At 61.2% G+C, this 12,809-nt stretch carries 14 protein-coding genes; 8 read left to right on the top strand and 6 right to left on the bottom strand.

The features are described 5' to 3' along the window. Position 1: 1 nt before the first annotated feature. The 4 genes from NLY36_RS19625 to NLY36_RS19610 all read right to left on the bottom strand — a co-directional run bounded on the left by NLY36_RS19625 (position 2) and on the right by NLY36_RS19610 (position 3,449). Positions 2 to 1,513, bottom strand: a complete 1,512-nt coding sequence (locus NLY36_RS19625) for a type II and III secretion system protein family protein (RefSeq protein ID WP_023736141.1) — start codon at positions 1,511 to 1,513, stop codon at positions 2 to 4. Continuing rightward, positions 1,510 to 2,322, bottom strand: coding sequence for a Flp pilus assembly protein CpaB (gene cpaB / locus NLY36_RS19620; RefSeq protein ID WP_023669587.1), 813 nt, complete (start codon positions 2,320 to 2,322; stop codon positions 1,510 to 1,512). Before cpaB ends, NLY36_RS19625 begins: the two co-directional genes overlap by 4 nt. A 208-nt stretch (positions 2,323 to 2,530) precedes the next feature. After that, a complete protein-coding gene (locus tag NLY36_RS19615) occupies positions 2,531 to 3,049 on the bottom strand; it encodes an A24 family peptidase (protein ID WP_023736142.1) in 519 nt (172 codons plus the stop codon). Between the two features lie 211 nt (positions 3,050 to 3,260). Continuing rightward, positions 3,261 to 3,449: a Flp family type IVb pilin gene (locus tag NLY36_RS19610; protein ID WP_023688723.1), complete on the bottom strand. Its 189-nt coding sequence runs from the start codon at positions 3,447 to 3,449 to the stop codon at positions 3,261 to 3,263. 347 nt (positions 3,450 to 3,796) lie between these two features. Here NLY36_RS19610 and NLY36_RS19605 point away from each other — a divergent pair, with 347 nt between their 5' ends. From NLY36_RS19605 to NLY36_RS19595, 3 genes are all read left to right on the top strand, one after another. Next, positions 3,797 to 4,219, top strand: a complete 423-nt coding sequence (locus NLY36_RS19605; RefSeq protein WP_023681988.1) for a pilus assembly protein N-terminal domain-containing protein — start codon at positions 3,797 to 3,799, stop codon at positions 4,217 to 4,219. Between the two features lie 153 nt (positions 4,220 to 4,372). Continuing rightward, the gene (locus NLY36_RS19600) at positions 4,373 to 4,990 is read left to right on the top strand and encodes a TadE/TadG family type IV pilus assembly protein (protein ID WP_050587454.1); all 618 of its coding nucleotides are present in this window, start codon (positions 4,373 to 4,375) and stop codon (positions 4,988 to 4,990) included. Positions 4,991 to 5,047: 57 nt separating this feature from the next. Next, positions 5,048 to 5,656, top strand: a complete 609-nt coding sequence (locus NLY36_RS19595) for a TadE/TadG family type IV pilus assembly protein (RefSeq protein WP_245260268.1) — start codon at positions 5,048 to 5,050, stop codon at positions 5,654 to 5,656. A 28-nt stretch (positions 5,657 to 5,684) separates the two neighbouring features. Here the strand turns inward: NLY36_RS19595 and NLY36_RS19590 are convergent, their stop codons facing one another. Next, on the bottom strand, positions 5,685 to 6,638 hold the full coding sequence (locus NLY36_RS19590; RefSeq protein ID WP_023736143.1) for a PhnD/SsuA/transferrin family substrate-binding protein: 954 nt from the start codon (positions 6,636 to 6,638) through the stop codon (positions 5,685 to 5,687). A gap of 176 nt (positions 6,639 to 6,814) precedes the next feature. Between NLY36_RS19590 and NLY36_RS19585 the strand changes: the two genes are divergently transcribed. The 4 genes from NLY36_RS19585 (at position 6,815) to rpsT (ending at position 10,176) form a co-directional block, all read left to right on the top strand. Further along, entirely contained in the window at positions 6,815 to 8,053 is a 1,239-nt protein-coding gene (locus NLY36_RS19585; RefSeq protein WP_023736144.1) for a phosphopentomutase, read from the top strand. Continuing rightward, a complete protein-coding gene (gene mutM / locus NLY36_RS19580) occupies positions 8,046 to 8,936 on the top strand; it encodes a bifunctional DNA-formamidopyrimidine glycosylase/DNA-(apurinic or apyrimidinic site) lyase (RefSeq protein ID WP_023711432.1) in 891 nt (296 codons plus the stop codon). The genes NLY36_RS19585 and mutM overlap by 8 nt, the downstream gene beginning before the upstream one ends. A 40-nt stretch (positions 8,937 to 8,976) precedes the next feature. Further along, a complete protein-coding gene (locus NLY36_RS19575) occupies positions 8,977 to 9,750 on the top strand; it encodes an enoyl-CoA hydratase (protein WP_023681994.1) in 774 nt (257 codons plus the stop codon). A gap of 159 nt (positions 9,751 to 9,909) precedes the next feature. Next, positions 9,910 to 10,176 carry a 30S ribosomal protein S20 gene (gene rpsT / locus NLY36_RS19570; RefSeq protein ID WP_023681995.1) on the top strand — a complete coding sequence of 89 codons (267 nt, stop codon included), beginning with the start codon at positions 9,910 to 9,912 and terminating at the stop codon, positions 10,174 to 10,176. Between the two features lie 26 nt (positions 10,177 to 10,202). Here rpsT and NLY36_RS19565 read toward each other — a convergent pair whose 3' ends face one another. Next, a complete protein-coding gene (locus NLY36_RS19565) occupies positions 10,203 to 10,418 on the bottom strand; it encodes a hypothetical protein (protein WP_155923752.1) in 216 nt (71 codons plus the stop codon). A gap of 605 nt (positions 10,419 to 11,023) precedes the next feature. Between NLY36_RS19565 and dnaA the strand changes: the two genes are divergently transcribed. Further along, positions 11,024 to 12,568 (top strand): chromosomal replication initiator protein DnaA, encoded by a 1,545-nt coding sequence (gene dnaA, locus NLY36_RS19560; protein ID WP_031195619.1) that lies wholly within the window; start codon positions 11,024 to 11,026, stop codon positions 12,566 to 12,568. Positions 12,569 to 12,809 lie beyond the last annotated feature (241 nt).

Raw genomic sequence — 12,809 nt, 5'->3', positions numbered from 1 at the left:
CTTACTTGTAGATGAAGCCGACAACGCCGTGGTAGCGGCCGTTGGGCTTGTCGGTCTGCATGGTGCCGTAGACGCGGTTGACGCGGCCAAGGAACATGGCCGGGCCATCGCCGGCGGCGTTGAAATTGTCGTCCGGCTTGGTCAGGTCGTTGCGCGCCACGGGCCGCGCCAGATAGGGCGTGATGATGATGACCAGCTCGCTTTCGTTGCGGACGAAATCGCGGCTGCGGAACAGCGTGCCGAGCACCGGGATCTTGGTCAGTCCGGGCAAGCCGTTTACGGCCTGCCTGACGTCGTCGCGGACGAGGCCGGCTATCATCATCGATCCACCCGAAGGCAGTTCCACGGTCGTGTCGGCCAAACGTTTACGCAGCGATATAATATTGGTGTCTCCGAAAGAGACCGCGCCTTCGGTGGTCGGTTCGGAAACCGACGTCCTGACCTTCAGGCTGATGCGACCGGGCGACAGCACCACAGGCTGAAATTCCAGGCCGATGCCGTATTCGATTTTCTGAGCCGTCCAAACCCTGTCGGCATTCTGATTGGCGTCCGACTTGGCGTTTGTAACGGCGCTGACCATATTGTATTCGCCGCCGACCCTGAAGGTCGCCTTCTCGCCGGAGACGGCCGTCAAAGTAGGCTCGGCCAGCGTTTTCATGACGCCGGACTGCTCCATCGCAGTGATGTAGCCCTGCAGAGCAGAGGTGGCGAAATTGACCCCCGAACTCGACAACGGCTTGCCTAGGCCGGGGAAGGTGTCACTGGTCGCATTGAAGCTGATGCCGTTGGAGCTGCCTTTGCCAACCATGTTGACGCCGAGCTGCTTCATCACCGAGCGGCTGACTTCGGCCACGGTCACCTTCAGCGTCACCTGGTCGTCGCCGATGATCTGAAGCAGGTTGACGATCTTCGAGACCCGGCGTTCGGCATCCGGATTGTTGATGTCGACGCCGCCATTGGCATTGCCGCCTGCCGCGGTCTGCGAATACTGACCGGTCGTCGCTTCACCGCCGGACACGAAGATGGTTGCCAGATCGACGGCGCGCTTGGCATCGAGCGGCGTGTCCACCGTCCCGGTCAGGACGACGTTGTCGTTCAGCAACTCTACCTTGATCTCGGCATTCGGAAGGAAGCGCTTGAGATAATCTTCCAATCCGGCGACGTCGCGTTCGACGGCCAGATCCAGGCTGGCGATCTGCTCGCCATTGGGACCGAAGACGAAGATGTTGGTTTCGCCCACCGACTTGCCGAACAGATAGATCCGCCTTGCGGTGCGGGTGACCGCATCGGCGACCGCGGGGTTGGCGACCAGGATGTCGTAGGCGTCGCTCGGCAGATCGATGACCACCGATTTGTTGAGGCCAAGCTTGACACGTTGCGTGGCCGACGAGGCCGTGACCCCGACGCTCTTTCCGGCGGCCTTGGCGTCGACAAGGCCACTTGCATGGGCTCCGAGAAAAAGCAGGCCGATGGCCGCAGCCGTGGTGACCGGCAGTCTAGCGACTAACCTCATTTCCTTGCCCCTACTTCGGAAACTTCGCCCGATTTGATCAACCGCACCGTTCCGCGCCGCCCATTGCCGGAAACGAGGTAGTCGGCTTCATCGGTACCCTTTTCCTTGTTGTCGGTGATCGAGCGCAGCGCCAGCGTCAGGCGATCGGCCATCTGCTGGGCGACGGTGATGATCTCGGCCTGCTGCGGCGTCAGCTCCAGCGTCGCCGTCTGTCCGACCCTGGTCTTCTTGCCTTCCTCGTCCTCCTGGATGGTCTGATCGATCGCCAGGACGCGGATGTTCTTGAGGATGGTCTCGGTGGTGAATCCGCTACCGCCGTTGCCGGTGTCGGATCTGCGGGTCATGATGACGTCGACAAAATCGTTAGGCAGTATAAAGCCGCCTGCCGACGTGTCGGCCGAGATCGCGGTGGCGACGGCACGCATGCCGGTGGGCAGGATCGAAGACATGAAGCTCTGCCCCTCGCCGATCAGCTTGGAGCGCCGCAACGGCTCACCGGTGTACATCGCCATGCGGGCGACGGAGCCCTTCAGCTTCTCCCGCGCTTCGGGTTCGGCGGCACGGGTGATGAAATTCGCATTGATGCCATCGGACGGCCAGGACTCCCAGCTGAGATTGTTCTCAAGCGGGCTTCCCATCGGCACGTCGCCGGAAAGCACGAGCACATCCTGCAAGGCGATGGCCGGCGCCTGCGGGGCATCGACGACGACCTGCTGGGGCGGGACCGCCACCATATTCTTGGCAACATAACCTGCACCACCCGCCGCGGCCACCGCCACGCCCAGAATGATCAGTCGGGATGCTGGCATCTGTCCGAACCCTCGCCTTTAGGCAACCACCTAGCCAGGCCGGACTTTGCAGCGGCAATCGTCAAAACAAGGTTAATACAATGCTTACGATCGTGATTAATTCAAGGTTTACATAATTACACGACCATGCTCCGACAAATGAAAAAGGCGGCCAAGCCGCCTCTTTTTTTCAGGATCGATGCCGGAAGGGCAGAGGAGGTTCGCTACATCAGGTCGCCAACCTTGCCAATGCCCATTCCATCAAGGGCGAATCCGGATAGGTCAGCAGCCCGCCAATGCCGAGTGCGATGCCATAGGGAACGCCATTCATCTCGTCGGCGAAATGGCGCAGGACCGGATTGTGACTGGTGTAGGTCGCCAGCGGCGATTTCCGATAGAGGAGAATGGCGAGCGTCAGCAGGCCACCGATGAACGTCGAAGCCAGGAGGTAATTGACAAGGTGAATGTTGAGCCCCATCCAGATGGACGTGGCTGCCAAAAGCTTGGCATCGCCGCCGCCCATGCCGCCGAGCGCAAACAGACCGAAAGTCACGGCCAGCACCAGGCCGCCGGCGGCGAAATGCCAGCCATAAGTTGCCCAGTCCATACCCGTCAGTGGCGCAACCACGGCAAAGACGGCCACAAGCAGCACCGGCACCCGATTGGAGATTGTCATCGACAGCGCGTCGGAGATCGCCGCAAAAAGCATGCAAAACGGAAAGACAACGAAGATCAGTGCGTTGAGCATCGGTCTCTCATGGTTGGAAAGGCAACGATGGCTGCAGGTTAGGCGGCTTGGGTTAAGGATTGGTGAGTTCTGCTCATCCGGGTCAAATCCCGAGAAATGTCAGCGCGCTAAGCGGCGCAGCAAGACCAAAGCCAAACGATCTTCAAAAGACAAAAGGGCCGCCAGCGAGGCGGCCCTTCCAGTCTACCCGTCGAAACAGGATGCTAGATCATTACTTACAAGCAGCGTTCGTCGGATCCTTCACGCAATCCGCGATGGTCGTGAACTTGGCGTTCAGGGCATTGCCGAGCTGACCAGCGCCAACCATGATGGCAAGCGCGATGAGAGCGGCGATCAGACCGTATTCGATAGCGGTCGCGCCGGATTCGTCCTTCGCGAAACGTGCGATGAGATTAGACATTCGAGAGCTCCTACTCCACGTGTTACAGCACTTCCGTCAACTTCTGTGGTGGTTGATCGGATGCTGCCAATCTACGGAGAAGCTCTTTCAATCGGCTTAATAAACAGCCTTACCGATTCCTTTCCCGCTTCGAACAGCTTGCGTGGTTAACCGTAAACTAAACGCTGGACAGTAGCTCGCCTGCCCGTGAAGAGCTGTAATTTCACGGCTATCGGCAGGATGCATTGTTACATTAGCTGGCAGCAGGATTGGTGCGAATACCCCGGCGCCGGTCAAGGGTTTAACCGTTGGTTCACCAATCTCCTTCATGTTTCTTTGAACAAGTTTTGCCGCTGTGGAGCGCCTTGATGACTGCCATGAAATCGTCATTCCTGCTTGTCGCGCTTCTCGCCGTCCCGGCTTTTGTGCTGCCGGCCAAGGCCGGAGCCGGCATCGAAGTGACGATGAATCAGGCCAAGATCGTCAAACTGACACGCCCCGCCGACACCATAGTCGTCGGCAATCCGGCGATTGCCGACGCCTCCGTCCAGGATGCATCGACGATCGTACTGACTGGCAAGGGGTTCGGCGTCACCAATCTGGTTGTCCTCGACCACGATGGCAGCCCGATCGTCGACGAGCAGGTGACCGTGGTGCGCCAGGACGCGTCGTCCGTGCGTATCTACAGGCGCGCCTCGGTACAGACCATGTCCTGCACGCCCTATTGCGAAAGCTCGTACAAGAGCGACTCGGAAAAGTCGTCCGAAGCCGAGATGAGCGCTGGGCAGTAAGCGCCTCAGTTGGCTCGATTGTCTCGGGAAAGCCGCGTCGGTTAGCGGCCGGTTAATGTCGCCTGGTCGAATTTAACGGTCATTCAAACCGGAGCTAAATGGGTTCTTGATAGTGGTGCTGACGGTACCGCATCAGGATCGCAGGAACGGGATATGGGCGACGTTTTGGACGAGGATTCAGAACGCGAGATCTGCAAGGCCAAGGCAGGGCGCGTGACGTTTGCCCCTCATTTCCTTCGTGATCGGCGCGGCAGCACGGCGATAGAATTCGCGATGCTTGCGCTACCGTTTGCGGCTCTCGTCTTCGCCATCCTCGAGAGCTGCGTTTCATTTGCCGGACAGGAGGTGATGGCCAACATCACCGATGATATCGCCCGTCAGTTGCGTACTGGCCAGTTGAGGCAAGCGGATGTGACGGAAGAGAAGCTGAAGGGCTTGGTCTGCGCCAGACTCGAGATCATTGTCGCGAAGGGTTGCCCCGGTTTGCTGGTGGATCTGCGCCCGTTCAAGACCTTTGCCGGGGCAGCCAGTGCGGGTTTCACGATTTCCGGCTCGACCATCACGCTGACGGGCAAGGATCCGGATACAGGCAAGGACCCGGCTTTCGGGACCCCTACAATAGGTCCGGCAGAATCAAAGAACATGCTGCGGGTCTTTTACCCTTGGCCGGTCATGACCGATTTCATGGCTCAATACATGTCGAATATGGATGGCGGCAAGACTCTGCATTACGCGACGACAACGTGGCAAAACGAGCCATTCGACAACTGAAATTGCACGTGTAAGCAAAAGGAAAAGTGCATGTTTCGTGCGGGGGCACATCCGGGGATGTCGGTTAGCTGGAAGAGAGCGGAGCGGTTTTTTTCCGATCGGCGCGGCATAGCGGCCGTCGAGTTTGCCCTCATCGTGCCTGTCTTGCTGATCATGTATTTCATTACGATGGAGGCCTCGCAAGCCATCGAGGCCAGCAAGAAGGTCAGCCGCATCAGCTCCATGGTTGCCGACCTCGTCACGCAGCAAACGTCGGTGGTCAACGCAGATCTCACCGACATCATGAAGATCGGCAACTCCAGCCTTCAGCCTTACAACCGCTCGGTCGCCAATATCTCCATTACGGCAATCGACATCAGAACCGACCCGAACAATCCGATACCGCAAGCAAAGGTGGCGTGGTCCTGGAGCGTGCTGGATGGGAAGACTGGCCGCGACTCCAACCCGACAACTTCCACCACCGTTCCGGCGACGCTCAATGTTGCGGGGACTTTCCTCATTCGTGTCAAAACCACTCTAGCATACCAACCGATCATCTCCTGGTCGGAAGGCTCCGAAAAGCCGCTCGGATTTATCTCGGCCTTCAACGAAGGCAAGATAACGATGAGCGAAACCTACTATCTCAGGCCGCGCCGGACCACGTCGATCCCCTGCAGCGATTGCTGAAGCAGCTCTGGCCCATCCGACCCCGGCTTTATTGCGCGCCGCTGTCGGTGCTGCCCGACACCAGGCGCACGATGGAATCGGCCATCGCATAGTCACTCGCAGCGGCGAGCGTGAACCCTCCCGAATGTTTCGATTCCACGAAATCGTAGACTTCCGGCGACTGCGATCTGAGATTGGTGAGGAAGACGGTCAGTCGGCGTTTGGCTTCGGGGTCGAGATCGCTGCGGACGGCGTGAGGGCCGTATCTGAGCACGCCGGAGGTCCAGATGATCTGGAGCGCGGCTTCTGGAATGCCCGCCGCCTCCAGTCGCGCCGCCGTGCCGTCCGGATCAGCCGGCTGATCGCCAGCAATCGCCGTCCGGTTTTCCGCCGTGGCCCGCTCCCAGCCGAACAAGGCATCGGCCTGGCCATCGACCAGCATCGCTTCTGCGGCGGCAGCCGAGCCGGCATGAGCGAGGAATGGCGCATCCTGGCTGATCTTGATGCCGTCGGCCGCCAGCCCGGCGAGCGGTAGAAGCGAACCGCCGACATTGTCGGAAGGCGCCATGGCGATGCGGTGCGTTTCCAGGGCCGCGAGATCGGAAAGCCTGCCGTCGCGCGTCAAAAGCACGGAGCGGATGCCCGTGGCACCGTCGGCGTCGACCGGCGCCACAAGAGGTTCGACGCAGCCGCAGCGCTCCGAGGCGGTGGCGTAGGCGGTCGCCGAATAGACCGCGTATTGAATCCGGCCATTGGCCTGCGCCTCGATCAGCGCCGCATAGTCATGCGCGACGACGAATTCCACCTTCATGCCGAGCGCCCTGCCGTAGGCGTCAGTCAGCATGGCCAGACCCGGAACCGTGTTGCCGGCGTCCGGCTCGGCAACGATGCCGATGCGAAACGTGCCGATCTGGTCGCGCCAGTCGGCGTGCGCGGCGAGCTGCGAGGCCAGGAGCGCTACAGTGGTCGCTAGTGCACTCCAACCGAGGTCAGCCCGTCTCATCGATCCATGCCCCGCACACCGTTTCCTTGAAGCGCATCGCATGTCTCAAGGATGCGTACAGCGCGCCTGCCCGACCTCGCGACTATTGCGCCAGGCCGCTGCCGCCTGGTTTACGATTTGCCAATGCCGCGACGGGACCTTATGTCTGGTCAACCAGACTGGCAATGACGGCACCGATGTCACGCGCTTTCCTCTTCGTTCTCGATTCTTTCGGCATTGGCGGCGCCGCCGATGCCGAACGCTATGGCGACGCCGGCTCGAACACATTCGGACATATCGCGCTGGCCTGCGCGGAAGCCCGCGCCGATCGCGAGGGCCTGCGCGAGGGACCGCTGAAGGTGCCCACCATGGTTTCGCTCGGTCTCGGCCGCGCAGCAGAAACCGCAACCGGCTTCCAATTCGACAGCAAAGCCGCCGTTTCAGCCTCCGCCTTCCACGGCGCCGCGCAGGAGATTTCGAGCGGCAAGGATACGCCGTCGGGTCACTGGGAAATCGCCGGGCTGCCCGTGCGGTTCGACTGGGGCTATTTCCCCGATAAGGTGCCCGCCTTCCCTGCCGAACTGACCGAAGCGATGATCCGCGAGGGCAAGGTGCCGGGCATTCTCGGCAACTGCCATGCGCCCGGCACGGAGATCATCGAGCGCTTCGGCGAGGAGCATATCCGCACCGGCCAGCCGATCTGCTACACCTCGGTCGATTCCGTCCTGCAGATAGCAGCGCACGAAGTTCATTTCGGCCTGGAGCGGCTCTACGAGTTCTGCAAGACGGTACGCCGGCTGGTCGATCCGCTGAAGATCGGACGGGTGATCGCACGGCCTTTCCTGGGCGAAACATCAGCCACCTTCGAGCGCACCTACAACCGCCATGACTACGCCGTGCCGCCGCCTGAGCCGACGCTGCTCGACCGCTTGACCGGGCGCGGCAGCCGGGTGATCGCGGTCGGCAAGATCGGCGACATCTTCGCCCACCGCGGTATCTCGGAAGTACGCAAGGCGCCCGGCAACATGGCAATGTTCGACAAGGCGCTGGGCGCGATGGACGATGCCGGCGACGGCGACCTGGTGTTCGCCAATTTCGTCGACTTCGACACCGCGTTCGGCCATCGCCGCGACGTCGCCGGCTATGCTGCGGCGCTCGAAGCCTTCGACCGCCGGCTGCCCGAGGCACTGGCAAAGCTGAAGCCGGGCGATCTGCTCATCCTCACCGCCGACCATGGCAACGATCCGACATGGCGTGGCACCGACCACACGCGCGAACGCGTCCCGGTCATCGGCACCGCACCGGGTCTCACGGGCGGCGACATCGGGCTCAGGACCACCTTCGCCGATATCGGCGAGACGGTCGCCGAACACCTCAAGCTGGCGCGCGGCCGCCACGGCGCTTCCTTCCATTCGGCGATAGGCGGCCATGCCTGAACTGCCCGAGGTCGAAACGGTCCGGCGCGGCCTGCAGCCGGTTCTGGAATGCGCGCGGATCGTGCGCGTCGAGGCGCGCCGGCCCGATCTCAGATTTCCGTTTCCGGCGAAATTTGCGCAGCGGCTGACCGGCAAGACGGTCATCGCGCTTGGCCGCCGCGCCAAATATCTCACCATACACCTGGACGGTGGCCCGGTGCTGATCTGCCATCTCGGCATGTCGGGCTCGTTCCGCATCGAGGCCGCTGATGACAAAGAGACGCCCGGCACGTTCCATCAAGAGCGCTCGAAGGATGCCAAGCACGACCATGTGGTGTTCCATGTCGTGTCGCCTGTCGGCGTCCAGTCTCGCGTGGTCTTCAACGACCCGCGTCGCTTCGGCTTCATGCTGTTTGCGGAAGGCCTGGCCGACGCGCATCCGATGCTCGCGGGACTGGGCGTCGAGCCGACCGGCAATGCGCTGGAAGGCGCCCTGCTCGCCTCTCTGCTGAAGGGCCGCAGATCGCCGTTGAAGGCGGCGCTGCTCGACCAGAAGCTGATTGCCGGGCTCGGCAATATCTATGTGTCGGAAGCGCTGTGGCGCGCCGGCCTTTCGCCATTGCGCGAGGCAGGCACCATCGCCGGGACCGGCAAGAAGGCCAAGGAACAGAGCGAACGACTGGCCGAGGCAATCCGTTCGGTGATCGCCGATGCGATCGCCGCCGGCGGGTCTTCGCTGCGCGACTATGTGCACACAGACGGGTCGCCGGGCTATTTCCAGCATTCCTTCGCGGTCTACGATCGCGAAGGCGAGCCCTGTCCGACGCCCGGCTGTCGCGGCCACATCGAGCGCATCGTGCAAAGCGGCCGCTCGACCTTTTATTGCCGGACCTGCCAGCGGTAAGCTAGACGGTCCTTCAGTGCCGCAACCAGGAGGCCAGCCCATGAGCTATGAAACCATCATCGTCGAGACGCGCGGCAAGGTCGGCCTGATCACGCTGAACCGGCCCAAGGCGCTGAACGCGCTGAACGCGCAGGTGCTGGCGGATTTGCTGACGGCGGCAAAGGGGTTCGACGCCGATCCCGGCATCGGCGCCATGGTCATCACCGGTTCCGAGAAGGCTTTTGCGGCGGGCGCCGACATCAAGGAAATGCAGGCCGTCACCTACGCGGAGGCCTATGTGCAGGATTTCTTCGTCGGCTGGGAAGAGTTTACCCGTGCGCGCAAGCCGATGATCGCGGCGGTCGCCGGCTATGCACTGGGCGGCGGCTGCGAACTGGCGATGATGTGCGATTTCATCATTGCCGCCGACACGGCGAAATTCGGCCAGCCCGAAATCACGCTCGGCGTCATTCCCGGCATGGGCGGGTCGCAACGGCTGACCCGCTTTGTCGGCAAGTCGAAGGCCATGGACATGTGCCTGACCGGTCGGATGATGGATGCCGCCGAAGCCGAGCGCAGCGGCCTGGCCTCCCGCGTCGTGCCGGCCGGCGAGTTGATCGAGGAGGCGATGAAGGCCGCGGCCAGGATATCAGAGTTTTCACTGCCATCGGTGATGATGGCCAAGGAGGCAGTCAACCGCGCCTACGAGACGACGCTGGCGGAGGGACTGCGCTTCGAACGCCGGCTGTTCCACTCGCTGTTTGCGCTCGACGACCAGAAGGAAGGGATGGCAGCCTTTGCCGAGAAGCGGAAGCCGAATTTCACCAATCGCTAGAGTGGCGGCGGCGCGGACCAAAAAGAAGCCAAAGCGGCGTTGACGCGCCGGAAAAGCTGAACTATAAGCCGCTCCAACCGAGGCGGCCGTTGGCTGCCCGTTTGTTTTTTGCGCCCTGCGGCATCCCGCATGCGCCCACCAGATCAGAAGAGAGGCATCATGGCCAATACCTCCTCGGCCAAAAAGGCAACGCGCAAGATCGCCCGCCGCGCAGCGATCAACAAGAACCGCCGCTCGCGCGTGCGTACATATGTCCGCCAGGTCGAAGAGGCACTGGCTGCCGGCGACAAGGCAGCCGCGCTGGAAGCCTTCAAGACCGCAGAGCCGGAATTGATGCGCGCCGCGACCAAGGGCGTGATCCATAAGAATACGGCATCGCGCAAGGTGTCGCGTCTGGCTCACCGCCTCAAGGTGCTGTCGGCCTGATTGACCGTTCCTGAACTGTCGTTCTTTCAAACCCGGCCAATCGTGCCGGGTTTTTTCGTTTGCCGGCAAGCACTTAAAAAGAACGGCCGCAAAGCACGCCCGAGCCGCATTCCAGAGTCTGGAATGCTTTGCCGGCACATACACTCCCACTGATATTCCAATCCGCCGAAACGGCCCACGCCAATAAATTTGGCTGTCACAAATTGCTGATATTTTTCAACGACTTGCTGGAAGTGATCCACAGCTTGTTCACATCGCCTGTGGGCGATAGGCAGCAAGTTGGTGTCAAGCGAATTATTTCAGAAAATTTCAAACCGCACAGCCATTTTCATATTCGCGGCAAAAGGGTTTGAATCCCAATGGCTTTGTCAAAATATGCGCTTCCAGCACGGAGCCCGAACCGTTGTTCACTAACCAGATTCCTTAAAAATCCGTTAGAGGTGGCCTTGCCCTATCCACAGCGATTTCGGTAATGTCGGTCTATCGAAAGGGACGGGCCATTAGCCCTTAACCCAGCCTGAATCGGCCAGCTAACAGTGGCAGAATTCATGACGTGGATCAATTCCGCGAACGGGTATGGCTTGCCTTTTCGATACGATAGGGGACTGGCGTAATTGTACATGGCAGCTTGATGGCGCACCGGCGTTTTCGCCGGGTAGCACCGCTTTGCCCGAACATGTCAGACGGACTGGCTTTAAGCAGCCGGGACCCATCCCATTCTGACGAGGCAACGTCATCCGCCGGCGGCGGCGGTGGTGTTGTAGCGAAGATACGGTCGCCGGAAACATGGGTGCAGGAGGCGCACTCCCGGCGGAAAAAAGGTACAAAGGAAAAGGGACGCACAATCATGCAGAGCGGCATCGAGCGGGAGCTTACGGGCGACCTGCCATTTCCCGGAACATTGGTCGGAGCGCACGATATGGCGGCTTCCAGCGACGCGGAACAGAAGTTCGACCGGGTCAAGGCCCAGTTGAAGGCGCGCCTGGGAACCGAGGTCTATTCGAGCTGGTTCGGCCGTATGAAGGTGGCTGAGGCTTCCCGGGGCATTGTACGCATCTCGGTGCCCACGGCCTTCCTGCGCTCGTGGATCAATGGCCATTATCTCGATCTCATCGCCGATCTGTGGAAGCACGAGGATCCCGAAATCCTCAAGATCGAGATGGTCGTGCGCACCGCGACCCGTCCTGCCCGCAATGGCGTCGAACCCGAGGCCGTGCCGGCGCGCAAGATGACCAAGCATACGCAGACCGCATTGGCGGCCGGCACGGTCGGCCCCGGCAGGGTGGAGCGGGCGCCCGCCCCTCGTCCCGGCACGCCGATCGAGAGCGAATTCCGGCACAATGTGCTGGGGTCGCCGCTCGACCCGCGCTACACGTTCGGCTCCTTCATCGAAGGCCCGTCGAACCGGGTGGCTTTCGCCGCAGCCAAAGCCGTGGCGGAATCGCAGTCGAGCGCGGTGCGCTTCAACCCGCTGTTCCTTCATGCGACCGTCGGGCTCGGCAAGACGCACCTTTTGCAGGCGATTGCGGCCGAATCCCTGAAACAGAACCCGAAATCGCGCGTCGTCTATCTGACGGCCGAATATTTCATGTGGCGCTTCGCCACCGCGATCCGCGACAACAATGCGCTGACGCTGAAGGAACAGCTGCGCGACATCGACCTCTTGATCATCGACGACATGCAGTTCCTGCAGGGCAAGTCGATCCAGCACGAATTCTGCCATCTCATCAACATGCTGCTCGACAGCGCCAAGCAAGTGGTGGTTGCCGCTGACAGGCCGCCGTCGGAACTGGAATCGCTGGAACCGCGGGTGCGCTCGCGCCTCAATGGCGGTGTCGCGCTGGAAATGTCGGCGCCGGACTTCGCCATGCGCATAGGCATGCTCAAACTTCGGCTTGCCACCGCCAAGGTTGACGATGCATCGCTCAATATTTCGGAGGAGATCCTCAACCATGTCGCCCGCACGGTGACCGGCAGCGGTCGTGAGCTGGAGGGCGCGTTCAACCAACTGCTGTTTCGTCAGTCGTTCGAGCCGGCGATCACCATCGACCGCATCGACGAGATCCTGGGGCACATCTATCGCTCTGGCGAGCCGAAGCGGGTGCGCATCGAGGACATCCAGCGCATCGTGGCGCGCCACTACAATGTGTCGAAGACCGAGTTGCTGTCCAACCGGCGCACGCGCACCATCGTGAAGCCCAGGCAGGTCGCCATGTACCTGTCGAAGGTATTGACGCCGCGCTCGCTGCCGGAGATCGGCCGGCGGTTCGGCGGGCGCGACCACACCACGGTGCTGCATGCGGTGCGCAAGATCGAGGACCTTTCCGGCGTCGACAACACGCTGGCGCAGGAACTGGAACTGTTGCGCAGGCTGATCAACGACCAAGCCTGATCGGCGCGGCAAACGGTCGTCGCGCTTTAAATTTTCTTGTTTTGATGCATGTCGTTGTCCCAAAACCGCTGCGCAGTTTTCGGCGACATGCATCGGTTGCCGGCCAACGTCCGCTTTATCCCCAGAAAGCCCGCTTAACCGGCGCGAACCGGTGGCCCGGACTTGCGTTTGCTGGCTTTTTCCTGTCAGTTTGCATAGATTCTGAGCCTGTTCAGACCTTTCGCGGGGCGCCGCCCACTGG

This window comes from Mesorhizobium sp. C399B (assembly GCF_030323185.1).
Classification (GTDB): Bacteria; Pseudomonadota; Alphaproteobacteria; order Rhizobiales; family Rhizobiaceae; genus Mesorhizobium.
Note: the sequence above shows the minus strand (reverse complement) of the source record. Positions and strands in the feature narration are given on the sequence as shown.